This is a genomic window from Actinoplanes sp. HUAS TT8 (assembly GCF_051380535.1).
GTDB lineage: Bacteria > Actinomycetota > Actinomycetes > Mycobacteriales > Micromonosporaceae > Actinoplanes.
In genome coordinates this window covers 1,779,409-1,794,190 of the sequence record NZ_CP195646.1, presented here as the reverse complement: position 1 = coordinate 1,794,190, position 14,782 = coordinate 1,779,409, and the positions used below count along the sequence as shown (strand labels likewise).

The window sequence follows — 14,782 nt, the reverse complement described above, 5'->3', positions numbered from 1 at the left end:
AGACATGGAGCAGGACGCCCCACGTCGTGTGCCGGCTCGCGCCGACGGCTGGCGACCCGACGACCCGATTCTCAACAACCTGATCCACAAGAGCATCGAGCAGTCCCAGCGCAAGAACGCCGAGACCGGCACCATGACCGCGTTCTTCGGCGGCGGCATCGTCCTGATGCTGCTCGGCGTGATCCTGTCGATCGGCACCGGCAACCCGATGCTCGCGATGGTCGTGGTGGTCCTGATGGCCGCCGGCGGTCTGCTGTACGCCGGGTTCAACGCCCCGGCGCCGCAGGTCGACCCGATCCGGATCCTCGACGTGCTCGGCGGACCGGGCAACCTGCCGGCCGGCTACCTGGTGTACGCGGCGGCCTGGCGGGCCGGCATGCCGGAATTCCTGGCCAAGGTCAGCGACCGGCAGCTCGCCGTGGCCGCACGGCTGTGCCGGGAGCACCCCGGATCGGTGGCCGACCTGATCAGGCTGGTGATGACCGCGGAGGTGCACGCGCACGAGCACGCGTTCGGCAAACCGGTCACCGACGCGGACGTGTACCGCTTCGCGCACCGGGCGACGCTCGAATGGGCCCGGCTCGCGCCGGCACCCATGTTGAACGCCGCCGCCTGAGGTAGTTCCGGCGAGGCTCGGTCATCGGGCCTCGCCGCCTAGCGGTAGGGCGCCGCCCCGGCGACGAACTCGCGGAAACGGTCGGCGGCCGGGGTCAGCCGCCGGTCGGCCCGCCAGGTCAGGCCGACGACCCGCTCGGCGCCGGGCGCGTTCAGCGGCAACCCGACCGTGCCGGACGCGCCGACGAACCGCTCCGGCACCAGCCCCACGCCCAGACCGGCCCCGACCAGGCTCTCCACGGTGGCCAGGTCGCCGATCTCCAGGGTGACCCGCGGGGTGACCCCGGCCGCGGCGAACAGGTCGTCGACCAGGGTGCGGAAACCGTAGCCGCGCGGGATGGTCACGAAATCCTCCCCGGCCACGTCGGCCAGGCGGGCCCGCGGCCGACCGGCCAGACGGTGCCCCGGCGGCACGATCAGCGCCAGGGCCTGCGTCTGAAGAGCGATCCAGCCGTACGGCGGCCGCTGCGGCCCCCAGTTCAACGCGAGCTCGGCGACGCCCGCGTCCAGGTCGGCCATCATCTCGTGACCGGGCTCCTGACGCAGCTCAACCCGCAGCCGCGGGAAGCGTTCCCGGACGTCGTGCAGGATCCGCGGCACCAGCGACGTGGCCATCGAGTCCAGGAACGCGAGCCGGACCGTGCCCGAATCCGGGTCGAGCGTTCCGGCCAGGTCCCGCCGCAGACGGTCGTACCTCTCGACCAGTTCTTTGGCCGCGAGCAGCGTGAGGTCACCGAGCGGGTTGGGATGGACGCCCTTGGCGTCCCGTTCGAACAAGCGGGCGCCGAGCTCGGCCTCGACCCGGGAGAGCAGCCGCGACAGGGTCGGCTGGCTGGTGCCGAGCGCGGCCGCGGCCTCGGTGACGTGGCGATGCTCACCCAGGGCCAGGAGTCCGCGGAGATCCTCGATCTGCACGACGCTCATAATACGTCTCAGGCATGACTTCTATGATTTCCATGCATTGGACGTATGCTTTCCGGCTCTTGAGACTGGCCTGGTGAGACGCACCTCGTTCGCCCTGTTCGCCGCCGGAGTCGCGACGTTCGCCCTGCTCTACAGCACCCAGGCCGTCCTGCCCGAGCTGGCCGGCGCGTACGGCGTGACCCCGGCCCAGAGCGCATGGTCCCTGTCCATGGCCACCATCGGGCTCGGGGTGGCGCTGCTGATCACCGGACCGCTGTCCGAGAAAGTCGGCCGCACCCCGCTGATCCACCTGTCACTGTTCCTGTCCGCGCTGGTCGGCATCGGGTGCGCGGTCGCGCCCGGCTGGCACGTGCTGCTCGGGCTGCGACTGCTGCAGGGCGTCACCCTGGCCGGGCTGCCCGCGGTCGCCACCGCCTACCTGCGCGAGGAACTGCCGGCCCAGGTCCAGGCGCGCGTTGCCGGCCTCTACATCGGCGGCACCGCGCTCGGCGGCATGGCCGGACGCCTGGTCACCGGCACGGTCGCGCAGGCCTACGGCTGGCGGTGGGCGCTGGCCGCGGTCGCCGTCCTCGGCCTGATCTGCGCCGTCCTGGTCCGGCTGACGCTGCCGCCGTCCCGCAACTTCGTGCGCCGCCCGACCGCGGCGATGACCTGGCGGGCCCTCACCGACCCGGCCCTGATCAGCCTGTACGCGGTCGGCGCGTGCGCGATGGGCGCGTTCGTGGCCGTCTACAACACGATCGGCTTCCGCCTGACCGGCGCCCCGTTCGGCCTCGGCGCGGCGGCGGCCGGCGCGGTCTTCCTCGTCTACCCGGTCGGCACCCTCAGCTCCACCCTGGCCGGCCGCCTGGCCGACCGTTTCGGACGGCGCGCGGTCATGCCGTTCGGCTGCCTGCTGATGATCCTCGGCCTGCTGCTCACCCTGCCCGACAACCTGCCGCTGCTGATCACCGGCCTGGCCGTGCTCACCGCCGGTTTCTTCTGCGTCCACGGCCTGGCCAGCGGCTGGGTCCCGGTCCGGGCCCACGCGGGCGGCGTCCCGGCCGCCCAGGCGGCATCCCTCTATCTCTTCGCCTACTACGCCGGGTCGTCAATCTTCGGAAGCATTTCCGGTACGGCCTGGACCGCGGCCGCCTGGCCGGGAGTGGTCACCCTGGCCGCCGTCTTCGTCGCCGTCAGCGGCATCCTGGCCGGCGCCCTGCGCCGCGTGCCGATCCTCGCCCCGGCCGGCTAGTCCCAGGAACACTTGCCGTCGTCGACACCGCTCGGCAGGTAGACGACCTGCAGCTGGTAGCCGTACTGCGCGGGGATCACGGTGAACAACCACGGGCAGCCGCCGTCCACGTCCTTGGTCGCCGCGTAGATCCCGTTCTTGTCGTCCCGCGCGTGCCAGCCCGACCCCTCGGCCAGCTTGGCGTAGAACTCCCGCACGTCCTGCTCGGCCACCGACCCGGTCAGCGGCCGGCTGACCGCGGCCATCGCCACCTCCCCGGCACACTGCAGCGCGCTGTCGTCCACGTCGCCGAACCGGTCCGGCCGCGGCGCCTCCAGCAGGACCTTCTCGGCCCGGATGTCCCGGACGCTGTCCGGCTTGATCCGGCACTCCCCGATCGCCTCCGGCCCGGAGGGCTTCTTCTCCGGCAGATACCGCGCGCCGAGCAGGCCGCCCAGGATCAGGGCGCTCACCAGCGCCGGCCCGGCCCCGACCCGTATCCACCTGGGCACACCCACTGCGGCTCTCCCCCGTCACGACGTTCGGCAAAGCCGTGATCATAGATGCCCGCCGCCGTCCGGGCGGCCCGGCCGTCACCCGAGGTCCGGTCCGATCAGGGTCGTGCCGTCCGGGTCGAGCGGTCGGCGGCGACGCCGGTGAGGACACTTACGTCGTGGGTTCCCAGCCGCCCGCACATCCCCCATCCGCGGGGGTCGCTCTCCGGGGCGCTGAACACGGCGGCTTCCCGCAGGTGGCGGGCGTCCCCGGCGGCCAGCGCGTCGAGTCGGGCATCGGCGCGCGGCGGCTGGGCCCGCACGATCTCCCGCCACTGCTCGACCCGGGGCCGCACGAGGGCCGCCGCCAGGTCGTAGAAATCCTCCAGCCCGCCCTTGCGCAGCCGTTCGAACCCGGCCACGGCCAGTTCCCGGCGGGCCCGGACCGACTCCTCGGAGAGCGAGGTCAGCGTCGCCGCCGACCGATAACGGTCGGGGTCGCCGACCACCGCGGGCGGGAAGGTCATCACGGCGTCGCCGGATTCGGGCAGGCCGGCGTTGGACATGATCACGATCAGTTCGAGGCCGCCGTGGTTGATCGCGCGGTGGATCACGCCGGGCGTGAACCAGACCGTGCTGCCCGGTTCCAGGGGTGTCTCGCGGAAGCCGGTCGGGTCGAGGGTCTGGACCGCGCCGGTGCCGCCGATCACCACGTACGCCTCGGTGGAGGTGGTGTGCAGGTGCGGGGTGCCGCCGCCGTCGTACACGGAGACCCTGGTCAGTGACGTGCCGCCGGGGAAGGTGGTCATGACGTGGCCAGGGCGGCGCGTCCGTGGCCGGCCAGTTTCTCGGCGTCGCCGTCGCCGGTGGCGATGACGACGGCGTACCGGAAATTGATGGTCTCCCGGTCCGGCAGGTCCAGTTCGGTGCTGAAGAACGGGGCCGGGTTGAGGCAGGCGAACTGTTCGCTGCGGGCGAACCATTGCGGCGGGTGCCGCGGATTCTCGGTGTCGTCGACGATCAGTACGGTCGAGTTCCGGCCGCTGCCGTCGTGGACGCCGCGGAACGCGAACCATGCGGCGCGTTCGCCGCGCAGTTCGTCACCGCCGCTCGCCGACGGCGATTGGACGGCGCCGCCGGTGAACGAGCGCGGGCCGCGCCAGAACAGGCCGCCGTATCCGGCGTTGTCGCGCCCTTTGGTGGTCGGAGAACCGAACGCCAGGGTCGCGCCGGAAACGTTGGTCATCGCCGTGGCGAACGTCAGCACCCAGCTCACGTCGTCGACCAGCGCGAACGTGAGCGCCCGCCGTTCGGAGAGGACCGGCGCCCCGGCCTGGGAGAACCAGTCCAGTTCGTGGACGAAACGGTCGCGGCCCACGTCGAGGACGTGTCGGTGGACGGCGCTGCCGTTGTTCGGTTGCTGCACGTAGAACCGGCCGTGGACGTAGGTCGGGCCGCCCCAGAAATTGTGCTCGCCGACGTGCGGGAGGGACCAGGCGATTCCTTTGTGCCACACGTGGTCGTGCGGCCGGAAGAGGGAGACGAGGTCCCCGGCGAGCGTCCGGATCGGGTGCAGATAGGGCTTGGGCGATTCCAGCTGGACGGTGTCCGGCCGATAGACGTACGTGAAAAGCCTTGTCCCGGGGGTGGAGACCGTCACCGACCGTTCGAGGGTGTGGTCGACGCGTAGTTCTGCCATGCGAATCCGGTTCCGTTCATGCGGGCGGCGAAAGGATGATCCGGGCCGATCTCGCCCCGGCCGACCGGTTTCCCGGTGGCCGCCGAGGCGTACAGCGCGGCGATGAACTCCATGGTCAGCCGGGTTTCGGGAAGCGTGACGGGCAAGGGTTCACCGGCGTCGAGCGCGTCGAGCACGGCGGCCAGCTGATCGGCGTGACTGCTCTTCTCGGTGCCGGTGCCGGGAAACAGGCCGGTCAGATCGCCGTACCCCGGAGCCGGGGTTATCTTCCAATCGAGGTCGCTGTATCCGTAAAGGTGTTCGAGTTCGACGGTGGCGTGCTCGAAATCGAAACGCAGCGTGGACGTCTGGCGCGGGGAGACGACCGAATTGACCACCGAGGCGATCGTTCCGTCGGCGAATTCGACGAGGGCCATCGAGACGTCTTCGGTCTCGATGGGGCGGGAGCGGCGGGCGGCGACGGCGGAGATCCGCTGCCACGGGCCGAGGACGGAGAGCAGCAGGTCGAACTGGTGGATGCCGTGGCCCATGGTCGGGCCGCCGCCCTCGGTCGCCCACCGGCCGCGCCACGGGACCTCGTAGTACTCGTCGTCGCGGTACCAGAGGGTGTGGCAGGTGGCGAGCAGCGGGCGGCCGAGGTCGCCGCGTTTGATCAACTCACGGAGGCGGGCTGCGCCCGTACCGAATCGGTGTTGAAAAATCGTGCCCACTCGGCCCGATCTATCGGATATCGCGTCTATTTCCTGCAACGACAGCACCGGTGGCTTCTCGACCAGCACGCCCACCCCGGCCCGGAGGCATTCCGCAATCAACGTCGCATGAGTCGCCGGTGGCGTGCACAGATGTACAAGGTCGAGCGGCACTCGCAGCAATTCCGACAGATCTCGATATGTTGCCAACGGGCCCCACGTCTCGGCGAAAGCCGCAGCCCGCTCGGGAACCAGATCCGCAACGGCCACCAGGTCGACCCGCGATGCGTGTTTCCGCAGGGCCGAGGCATGAGCGGCGGCGATGGCCCCGGTCCCCACGATGGCGGCCCGATACCTCATGCGGCATCGATGGCGGCCTGCAACTCCTTGATGAACCCGGCCGCCGCGTCCGCCGGAGTCTTCCGCGCGAACAGCACGTCCTCGGTGTACCGCTTGAGAATGGCCTCCACGTCGCTGGCCCCGTTGGGCGTGACGCGCGGCGCCTCCCCCACCTTGATCGAGTCCAGGTACGCGGCCGCCGTCTTGTCGGTTTCGGTCAACTTGGGCAGCACCCCGGCCCGGATCCTGGTGTTGGCCGGCACGCCCCGATCGGTGAGCATGATGTCGGCCGCCTCCTGGCTGTTGGCCAGGAAGTCCACGAACAGCGCGGCCTCGGCCGGCTGCTTCGAGCGCGACGAGATCGACCAGAACATCGACGGTTTGTAGTACGAGCCCGGCGTGGCCGACTCGCCGGGCAGCTTGAGCAGCGTCAGCTTCTGCCCGCTGGCCGCGGCCAGGGAGGTCAGCTGGGTGTTCCACCAGGTGCCGAACGCCGACGAGTTGGTCGCGGTGCCGGATTGATCGAGGGCGGCGGTGGCGCGTTCGACGGTGACCGAGGCGGGCGGGGCGGCACCGTCCTTGGCCAGGTCGACCTGGTACTGCCAGAAGGAGGCGAGCACGTCCGGCGGGATGGCGACCTTACCCTCGGGCGAGTAGAGCGCGGCGCCGTGCTGACGGGCCCAGATGTTGACGCCGCCGATGTCGAAGCCCATCGACTGCGTCCCGGTGACCTTGCCGCCGGAGGCCTGGGAGATCCGGGCGGCGATCGTCTTCAGGTCGTCCCAGGTCCAGGTCGCGTCGTCGGGCCGGGCGACCTTGTACTTGTCGAGCAGGTCGGTGTTGGCCACGAACGAGTACGCGGTGAGCCCGGTCGGCACGCCGTACTGTTTGCCGTCGATCGCGCCGGTGGCCAGCGCTTTCGCGTCGAAGTCGGCGGTCGTGAGGTGCTTGTCGGCGGTCTTCAGGTCGAGCAGGGCGCCGCGTTCGGCGTAGGAGGCGAGGTACATCTCGTCCATCTGGATGATGTCCGGGGCGTCGTTGGCGGCGACCGTGGTGGCCAGCGCGTCCCAGTATCCGTTCCAGTCCTTGAACTCGCCCTTGATCGTGATGGTGGGGTGGGCCTTGGTGAAGGCGTCGATGACCTGCTGGGTGCGCTTGTGCCGGGCGTCCGAGCCCCACCAGGTGAACCGCAGCGTCACCGACTTATCGGATATCTCGCCGTTGGCGTTGCCGCCGCCGCTGCCGCCACAGGCCGCGAGGGCCGCGCCGGCACCGAGCATGACCAGGGCTTCTCTACGCGTGAATCGATTCATAATCAAGATCAACTCCTTGGGCGTACGTCGGTCCGTCCGTTACTTGATGCCGGTCGTCGCTATGCCCTTGACCAGGAATCGCTGGCCCAGCAGGAACGCGAGGAAGACCGGGAGCAGCGACACGACGCTCATCGCGAACATCGAGCCCCAACTCGTCGACACGGTCGCGTCCACGTACGAGCGCAGCGCCACCGGCACGGTGTACTTGTCCGGATCGGTCAGATAGATCAGCTGACTGAAGAAGTCGTTCCAGGTCCAGATGAACGTGAAGATCGCGGTGGTGGCCAGCGCCGGGACCATCAGCGGCAGGACCACCCGCAGGAAGATCACCCGATGGCCGGCCCCGTCGATCCGGGCCGCCTCGTCCAGCTCGCGGGGCAGCCCGCGGATGAACTGGACCATCAGGAACACGAAGAACGCGTCGGTGGCCAGGAACTTCGGCACGATCAGGGGCAGGAACGTGTTGATCCAGCCGAGCTGGGAGAACAGGATGTACTGAGGCACGATGATCACGTGGATCGGCAGCATGATCGTGCCGAGCATGACCGCGAAGAACACCTTCTTACCGGTGAACTCCAGGCGCGCGAACGCGTAGGCGGCCAGCGAGCAGGACACCAGGTTCCCGATCACGCAGCCGAGCACCACGATCGCCGAGTTGATCAGGTAGTGGCCGAACGGGGAGGACAGGGCGTTCCAGCCCTCCGAGTAGTTCTCGATCCGCAGGCCGGACAGGGCCAGGCCGGGCGAGCGGAAGATCTCGTTGTTCGGCCGCAGGGAACTGACCACCATCCACAGCACCGGGTAGAGCATGACCAGCGCGAGCAGGATCAGCGCGGCGTGCTTGAGGACGGCGCGCGCGGGGCTCGTCGCTCTCGTCCGGACCGGCGGTGGTGTCGTCCGGCTGGGCACCCGTTCCTTGAGGTCAGTCATCGTAGAAGACCCATCGCTTCGAGGCCCAGAAGTTGATCGCGGTGAAGATCGCGATGATCACCAGCAGCAGCCAGGCCAGGGCCGACGCGTAGCCCATGTCGAAGCTGTGGAACCCGCGCTGGTACAGGTAGAGCGTGTAGAACATGGTCGAGTCGGACGGCCCGCCGGTGCCGCCGGAGACCACGAACGCCTGGGTGAACGCCTGGAACGCGTGGATGATCTGCAGCACCAGGTTGAAGAAGATGATCGGCGACAGCAGCGGCAACGTGATGCTGCGGAACTGCCGCCCCCTGGACGCGCCGTCGACCGCGGCGGCCTCGTAGTACATCGCCGGGATCTGCCGCAGCCCGGCCAGGAAGATCACCATCGGGGCGCCGAACGTCCACACGTTCAGCACGATCAGCGTCGACAGCGCGGTGCCCGGGTCCGAGATCCAGCTCTGCCCGTGCACGCCGACCACGCTCAGCGCCTGGTTGACCAGGCCGTCGGCGCCGAAGATCTGCCGCCACAGCACCGCGATGGCGACGCTGGAGCCGAGCAGGCTGGGCAGGTAGAACACCGAGCGGTAGAAGGCCAGCCCGCGCATCCCGCGATCCAGCAGCAACGCGAGGCCGAGCGCGAACGCGAGCTGCAACGGGACCGAGACGAAGACGTACGTGAAAGTGACGCCGAGTGCGTGGTGCAGGCGCTCGTCGTGGAGCATCCGCTGCAGGTTCTCCAGGCCGTTGAACTCGGGCGGCTGGATCAGGTTGTAGTCGGTGAAGCCGAGCACGAACGACGCCGCGACCGGTCCCGCGGTGATCAGGATCAGGCCGGCGAACCAGGGTGACAGGAAGAGGAACGCGGCCCTGTTGTCCCGCTTGGACGGCGGGCGCCGGAGTTCGTCGAGGCTGCTCATGCACCCTCCTTCGCAAGCGGGAAAACGTATTCCAAAGTCTGGGTGTGTCGCCCGCCACCGTCAAGTGTTTCCGCGAGATCACATGAAAACTGATCGATGGATCAGACGTTCAGCGGGGCGCGCAGCTCTCCCGGGCGCGGAACTCGCCGACGACGACCTCGTGGAACGGATCCCGCCCGACCGCGTCCGAGAGCGCCATCTCGACCGCCCGGGCGCCGCCGGCCGCGTGGGGCAGGGCCAGCGTGGCCAGCCGGGGAGTCACGTCGGAGGCCAGCGGGACGTCGTCGAAACCGGTCACCGACAGCCGGCCCGGCACGTCGATCCCGGCGTCGCGGCAGGCCGAGAGCGCGCCGATCGCCACCACATCGTTGACCGCGACGATCGCGTCCACCCCGTCCAGCCGCCCGGCCGCGAGCGCGTCGAACACCGCGCCGTAGCCGCCCTGACGGCTGACTTCGCACTCGGCAGTGCCGATGTCTCGCGGCGTGACACCGTGGGCGGTCAGGCCCTCGGTGAAACCGGTGACCCGCTCGGCCGCGAACGCCCGATCAGGAGTTCCGGAGAGGATCAGCACACGCCGGTGACCGGTCGCGCCCAGGTGCTCCCCCACCTTGCGGGCCGACGCGCGGTCGTCGAACCGGACCGAGTCGAACGGCAGGTCCACACTTCCGTAGATCACCACCCGGCCGCCGTTGCGCTGGTAGGCGCGCAGCTCCTCGACCAGACGGAGGTTCCGCGCGGTGCCCTCGACCCGGGTGGACGTCAGGACCAGCGCCCGGGGGCGGAACGCGCACAATGTCCGTACCGTAGCGAATTGCCGTTCCGGAACACCACGGGTCTGCGCCACACTCACGAACGCGCCGACCGTGCGGGCCTGACGCTCCATCGCGGCCACGACCAGCGCGATCGACGGCGTGGTGAGATCGTCCGCGACCAGCGCCACGGTGTCGGTCCGGCCGCGCATCGCCCGCGCCGACAGGTCGGGGGTGTAGTTCAGCTCGGCGGCGGCGGCCAGCACCTTGCGTTCGTACTCGGCGGCGACCTTGCGGGCGCTGCCGCCGAGCACCCGGGAGGCGGTGGCCAGGGACACGCCGGCTGCGCGGGCGACATCGTGGAGGGTCACCGTAGGCCTGGCCGGATGCGGCACCACTCCCCCTCTCGGCCCTTGTCGGCCGCGGCTTGCTGCCTGTCGGGCCGACCCGAGAATACGGTCCGGCTGGCACAATCCCCGGTGTGGAGCAGGTTCCGGAACATCGGCGGGTGACGTTGCACGACGTCGCGCGCGAGGCCGGCGTCTCCTACGCCACCGCGTCCCGCGCCCTCAACGGCAGCGATCGGAGCGTACGCCGGGAGAACGCCGACCGGGTCCGCGAAGCCGCCGCCCGCCTCGGCTACCTGCCCGACCTCCCCGCACAGGCCATCGCCAAAGGCTCCAACGGCACGGCCGCGCTGGTCGTCAACGGCATCGACGACCCGTACTTCGTGACCATCGCAGCCGGGGCCACCGCGGCCGCCGAAGAAGCCGGGATCATCCTGACGCTGGCCGTTTCCGATCACTCGCCCGAGCTCGAACTGCAGATCGTCCGCACACTCCGCGGCCAGCGGCCCCGCGCCATCCTGATCGCCGGCACCCGCGTCGCCGGCGCACCGACCGCCCCCGACCTGATCGCCGAACTGGCCGCCTACCGGACCGCCGGCGGCCGGATCACCCTGCTCACCCAGCCCGAACTGCCGTTCGCCACGCTCGCCGTCGACAACTACGGTGGCGCCGGCCAACTCGCCGAAGCTCTGATCGGGCTCGGCTACCGCCGATTCGCCCTGGTCCACGGCGACGACCGCCTGCTCACCTCCCGCGAACGCCGCCTCGGCTTCACCGACGCCGTCCACGCGGCCGGCCTCGACGCCCCGCTCCCGGTCCCGACCACCTTCAGCCGCGACGGCGGCGAAGAAGCCACCCGCCGCCTGATCGAAACCGGTCTGCACGGCGTCGAAGCGATCGTCGCCGTCACCGACGTCATGGCCATCGGCGTCCAGTCCGCACTCCGCGCCGCCGGCCTGGCCCCCGGCCGCGACGTCGGGGTCGCCGGCTTCGACGACATCGCGCCGGCCCAGGACGTCACCCCGACCCTCACCACGGTCCGCGTCCCCCTCCACGACCTCGGCCGGCGGGCCCTCCACCTGGCCCTCACCGCCGACACCACCGAGACGATCACCGTCCCCACGTCGGTCATCGTCCGCAACAGCACCCCCAAAATTCGTTAAACCCTTCCCGCGTACGTCATCAGCCCCCGCCCGCCCCTCCCCCGCAAACCCGCCCCTCCCTCTCGGCGCCTTCCCGCCAAGACCACGCCCCTACCGCCCAGCCGCGCGCCACGCTCCTCGGCCGGCGTTCAGGGCTGCCTCAACACCCCTGGCACAACCCTCACCACCAGCCGACCGCGCTCAGCTGGCGTCCAGGGCTGCCTCGCCGACGGTGAGACAACCCTCAGCACCAGCCGGAAACCCGGCACCGCGCCCCGCGCACCGCGCACCGCGCACCGCGCACCGCGCACCGCGCCCCGCGCACCGCGCCCCGCGCCCCGCGCCCCGCGCCCCGCGCCCCGCGCCCCGCGCCCCGCGCCCCGCGCCCCGCGCCCCGCGCCCCCCGCCTCCCGCCTCGCGGCGACGCGACCTCGCGACCACCCGCCGCCCGCCGCGCTCCTCGGCTGGCGTTCAGGGCTGCCTCAACACCCCTGGCACAACCCTCACGACCAGCCGACCGCGCTCAGCTGGCGTCCAGGGCTGCCTCGCCGATGATGAGACAGCCCTCAGCACCAGCCGGAAACCCGGCACCGCGCCTTGCGCCTTGCGCCTTGCGCCTCGCGCCTCGCGGCGACGCGACCTCGCGACCAGCCGCGCGCCACGCTTCTCGGCTGGTGTGCAGGGGTGTCTCGCGGAGGTTGAGGCCCCTGAGGACCAGCCGCGCAGGGCCGGAGCCGAGCACGTGCGGCGCGAGGCCGGCTGGCCGGGCGGGTCGGGCTGGCCGGGCGGGCTGCGCGGGCCGAGGGCCGGGCGGTCGACGCGGGCCGGCGGGCCGGGCGGACAGGAGGCGTGGGCGGGGTGGGGGGTGTGGGCTTGCGGGGGTGGGATGGGTTTTCAGGGGTGTGGCGGGCGTGTCAGGATGGCGTTGCAAACGTTTCCAGGAAATTCCGACGGATCGTAGGGGCGCCTCATGGTGGATCGTGCCGAGACCGCTGAGCTGCGGGAAGTGGCGCTGCTGCTGCGGGACGGCGATGACGTGGCCGTCGCGACCGAGGATCTGGCCGAGGGGCGGGTGCTGCGGCACGACGGCGGCGGGCTGATTGTGGCGGGGGCGGTGCCGCGCGGGCACAAGATCGCTCTGCGGGATCTGGCCACGGGGGCCCAGATCCACAAGTACGGACAGGTGATCGGCCGGGCGACCGCTCCCGTCCGGGCCGGGGAGCACGTGCACGCGCAGAACCTCGGGATGGACGCGGTCGAGCACGACTACGAGTTCGGGACCGGGCTGGTCACGATCCCGCCGGCGGCGACGACCCGTACCTTCGAAGGGTTTCGCCGGGCTGACGGCCGGGTCGGCACGCGCAACTTCGTCGGCATCGTCACCTCGGTCAACTGTTCGGCCTCGACCGCCCGGATGATCGCCGACCAGTTCCGCGGGCCCGTCATGGACATGTATCCGCAGGTGGACGGCGTGGTCGCGCTCGCCCACGACTCGGGTTGCGGGATGGTCCCGGCCAGTGAGGGCGGGCAGATCCTGCGGCGGACCCTGCGGGGGTTCGCAACTCATCCGAACATCGGCGGCCTGATCGTTCTTGGTCTCGGCTGCGAGATGCTCGGCGTGGAGACACTGCTCGCCGATCTGGACGCGCCGGCCGACACGCTCATCGAGCGGATGACCATCCAGGACACCGGCGGGATCCGCGCCACCGTCCGCGCGGGCACGACGGTGGTCCGGGGCATGCTGGACCGGCTGAACGAGCGCCGGCGGGAGACCGTTCCGGCGTCCGAGCTGATCCTGGGGCTGAACTGCGGCGGTTCCGACGGCTATTCGGGGATCACCGCCAACCCGGCCCTCGGGCACGCCTCCGATCTGCTGGTCGCTCAGGGCGGCCGGTCGGTGCTGGCCGAGACGCCCGAGGTGTTCGGCGCCGAGCACCTGTTGACCCGGCGCGCGGTCAGCCGGGAGGTCGGGCAGCGGCTGCTGGACCGGATCGCCTGGTGGCACAAGTATGTGGAGGCCGGCGGCGGCACCCTGGACAACAATCCGTCGCCGGGCAACAAGGCGGGCGGGCTGACCACGATCCTGGAGAAGTCGCTCGGGGCGGTGGCCAAGGGCGGCGCGGCCCCGCTGTCCGCGGTGTACGAGTACGCCGAGCGGATCACCGAGCCCGGTTTCGCGTTCATGGACACGCCCGGGTACGACCCGGTGTCGGTGACCGGCCTGGTCGCGGGCGGGGCGACGGTCGTCTGTTTCACCACCGGGCGCGGCTCGGTCCTGGGCGGCAAACCGGCCCCGGTCATCAAGATCGCCACGAACTCGGAGATCTTCGGGCGGATGCGGGACGACATGGATCTCGACGCGGGCGGCATCGTCACCGGGGACACCACGATCACGGCCGTGGGCGAGGACATCTTCGAGACGATCCTGGCCGTGGCGTCGGGCCGGGTAACCGCGAGCGAGGATCTGGACCTGGGCCGCGACGAATTCGTGCCCTGGCAACTGGGCGCGGTGACCTGATAATGACGGAATGACGTTCGCCGATATCCGCGAGGCCGCCGGCGGCAATCTGGACCTGGACTACTACGACCTCGTCCGGGAGCTGGTCGCGTCCGGTGACCGGTCGGTGGTCGGGCCGGCCCGGGAGGCCCTGGAACGCGACGTCGCCCGGCGCAACGGGCTCGGCCGTGACCTGATGGCCCTCGTCCTGGCCGGGCTGGACGCGGTCGAGTCGTTCCCGCTGCTCCTGGACGTGTACACGGAGGAGCTGCGCCACGACGGCGTGGACGACCTGGACACGCTGACCCGGGCGCTGGGCACCGCGGCGCGAGCCGGCCGGGACAGCGCCCGGGCGACCATCCTGGCCCGGGTGACCGATCCTGACCAGCCGGTTCGCCGGGCCGCGCTGCGCGTGCTCGAGTACGTCTTCGAGCCGTCCGACCTGGGAGTGGTGCGCGCGGGGCTGGCCGACCCGGATCCGTGGGTCCGGTTCGCCGCGCTCGGGTCGCTGCCGACCGTGGCGGACAACCCGGAGGTCTATCAGATCGTGGTGGCGGCGCTGCACGATCCGGACGGGTGGGTTCAGCGGGAGGCCGTGCTGCTGCTGGCCTGGTCGTCGCCGCCCAGTGTGGTCGACCATCTGATCGCGATGCTGGGCGAGGTGAACTTCCACGTGCACGCCCGGTCGGCGGTGGGTGAGGCGATCGGCCGCATGGCCAAGGGGTCCGATCGAGTGCCGGCGGCCGCCGCCGCGCTGCGGGAGCTGCTCGCCGACACCGACTCGACGGTCCGGGCCGGGGCCGTGCGCGGGATCGGGCTGCTCGGTGAGCCGCTCGACGCCCTGCCGGCCGTGACCGGCGACCCCGATCAGTGGGTCGCCGATGCCGCCGCCGAGGTGCTCCGGCGCAGCGGATCCGCCCCGGCCTGAAC

14 protein-coding genes are annotated in these 14,782 nt (G+C 71.0%); 5 read left to right on the top strand and 9 right to left on the bottom strand.

The window, feature by feature from the left end:
• Positions 1–4: 4 nt before the first annotated feature.
• Entirely contained in the window at positions 5–616 is a 612-nt protein-coding gene (locus ACSHV8_RS07930; RefSeq protein WP_436530886.1) for a hypothetical protein, read from the top strand.
• 38 nt (positions 617–654) lie between these two features.
• Here ACSHV8_RS07930 and ACSHV8_RS07925 read toward each other — a convergent pair whose 3' ends face one another.
• The gene (locus tag ACSHV8_RS07925; RefSeq protein WP_436530884.1) at positions 655–1,539 is read right to left on the bottom strand and encodes a LysR family transcriptional regulator; all 885 of its coding nucleotides are present in this window, start codon (positions 1,537–1,539) and stop codon (positions 655–657) included.
• Between the two features lie 73 nt (positions 1,540–1,612).
• On the opposite strand from ACSHV8_RS07925, the gene ACSHV8_RS07920 reads away from it, so the two are divergent.
• Complete coding sequence (locus tag ACSHV8_RS07920) at positions 1,613–2,773, top strand: MFS transporter (protein WP_436530882.1); 1,161 nt, start codon at positions 1,613–1,615, stop codon at positions 2,771–2,773.
• On the opposite strand, the gene ACSHV8_RS07915 is transcribed toward ACSHV8_RS07920, so the two are convergent.
• From ACSHV8_RS07915 to ACSHV8_RS07880, 8 genes are all read right to left on the bottom strand, one after another.
• Positions 2,770–3,270: a hypothetical protein gene (locus ACSHV8_RS07915; RefSeq protein ID WP_436530880.1), complete on the bottom strand. Its 501-nt coding sequence runs from the start codon at positions 3,268–3,270 to the stop codon at positions 2,770–2,772. The two genes, ACSHV8_RS07920 and ACSHV8_RS07915, sit on opposite strands and share 4 nt — an antisense overlap.
• A gap of 95 nt (positions 3,271–3,365) precedes the next feature.
• On the bottom strand, positions 3,366–4,055 hold the full coding sequence (locus ACSHV8_RS07910) for a cupin domain-containing protein (protein WP_436530879.1): 690 nt from the start codon (positions 4,053–4,055) through the stop codon (positions 3,366–3,368).
• A complete protein-coding gene (locus tag ACSHV8_RS07905) occupies positions 4,052–4,945 on the bottom strand; it encodes a PmoA family protein (protein WP_436530877.1) in 894 nt (297 codons plus the stop codon). The genes ACSHV8_RS07910 and ACSHV8_RS07905 overlap by 4 nt, the downstream gene beginning before the upstream one ends.
• On the bottom strand, positions 4,903–5,994 hold the full coding sequence (locus tag ACSHV8_RS07900) for a Gfo/Idh/MocA family protein (protein WP_436530875.1): 1,092 nt from the start codon (positions 5,992–5,994) through the stop codon (positions 4,903–4,905). The genes ACSHV8_RS07905 and ACSHV8_RS07900 overlap by 43 nt, the downstream gene beginning before the upstream one ends.
• Positions 5,991–7,253: an ABC transporter substrate-binding protein gene (locus tag ACSHV8_RS07895; protein WP_436530873.1), complete on the bottom strand. Its 1,263-nt coding sequence runs from the start codon at positions 7,251–7,253 to the stop codon at positions 5,991–5,993. The genes ACSHV8_RS07900 and ACSHV8_RS07895 overlap by 4 nt, the downstream gene beginning before the upstream one ends.
• 72 nt (positions 7,254–7,325) lie before the next feature.
• Positions 7,326–8,216 (bottom strand): carbohydrate ABC transporter permease, encoded by an 891-nt coding sequence (locus tag ACSHV8_RS07890; protein WP_436530871.1) that lies wholly within the window; start codon positions 8,214–8,216, stop codon positions 7,326–7,328.
• Positions 8,209–9,114 (bottom strand): carbohydrate ABC transporter permease, encoded by a 906-nt coding sequence (locus ACSHV8_RS07885; RefSeq protein WP_436530870.1) that lies wholly within the window; start codon positions 9,112–9,114, stop codon positions 8,209–8,211. The genes ACSHV8_RS07890 and ACSHV8_RS07885 overlap by 8 nt, the downstream gene beginning before the upstream one ends.
• Before the next feature lie 109 nt (positions 9,115–9,223).
• Positions 9,224–10,237, bottom strand: coding sequence for a LacI family DNA-binding transcriptional regulator (locus tag ACSHV8_RS07880; protein ID WP_436530868.1), 1,014 nt, complete (start codon positions 10,235–10,237; stop codon positions 9,224–9,226).
• Between the two features lie 110 nt (positions 10,238–10,347).
• Between ACSHV8_RS07880 and ACSHV8_RS07875 the strand changes: the two genes are divergently transcribed.
• The 3 genes from ACSHV8_RS07875 to ACSHV8_RS07865 all read left to right on the top strand — a co-directional run bounded on the left by ACSHV8_RS07875 (position 10,348) and on the right by ACSHV8_RS07865 (position 14,780).
• Positions 10,348–11,376, top strand: coding sequence for a LacI family DNA-binding transcriptional regulator (locus tag ACSHV8_RS07875; RefSeq protein ID WP_436530866.1), 1,029 nt, complete (start codon positions 10,348–10,350; stop codon positions 11,374–11,376).
• Between the two features lie 949 nt (positions 11,377–12,325).
• On the top strand, positions 12,326–13,873 hold the full coding sequence (locus ACSHV8_RS07870) for a UxaA family hydrolase (RefSeq protein WP_436530865.1): 1,548 nt from the start codon (positions 12,326–12,328) through the stop codon (positions 13,871–13,873).
• A 10-nt stretch (positions 13,874–13,883) separates the two neighbouring features.
• Positions 13,884–14,780, top strand: a complete 897-nt coding sequence (locus ACSHV8_RS07865; protein ID WP_436530863.1) for a HEAT repeat domain-containing protein — start codon at positions 13,884–13,886, stop codon at positions 14,778–14,780.
• Positions 14,781–14,782 lie beyond the last annotated feature (2 nt).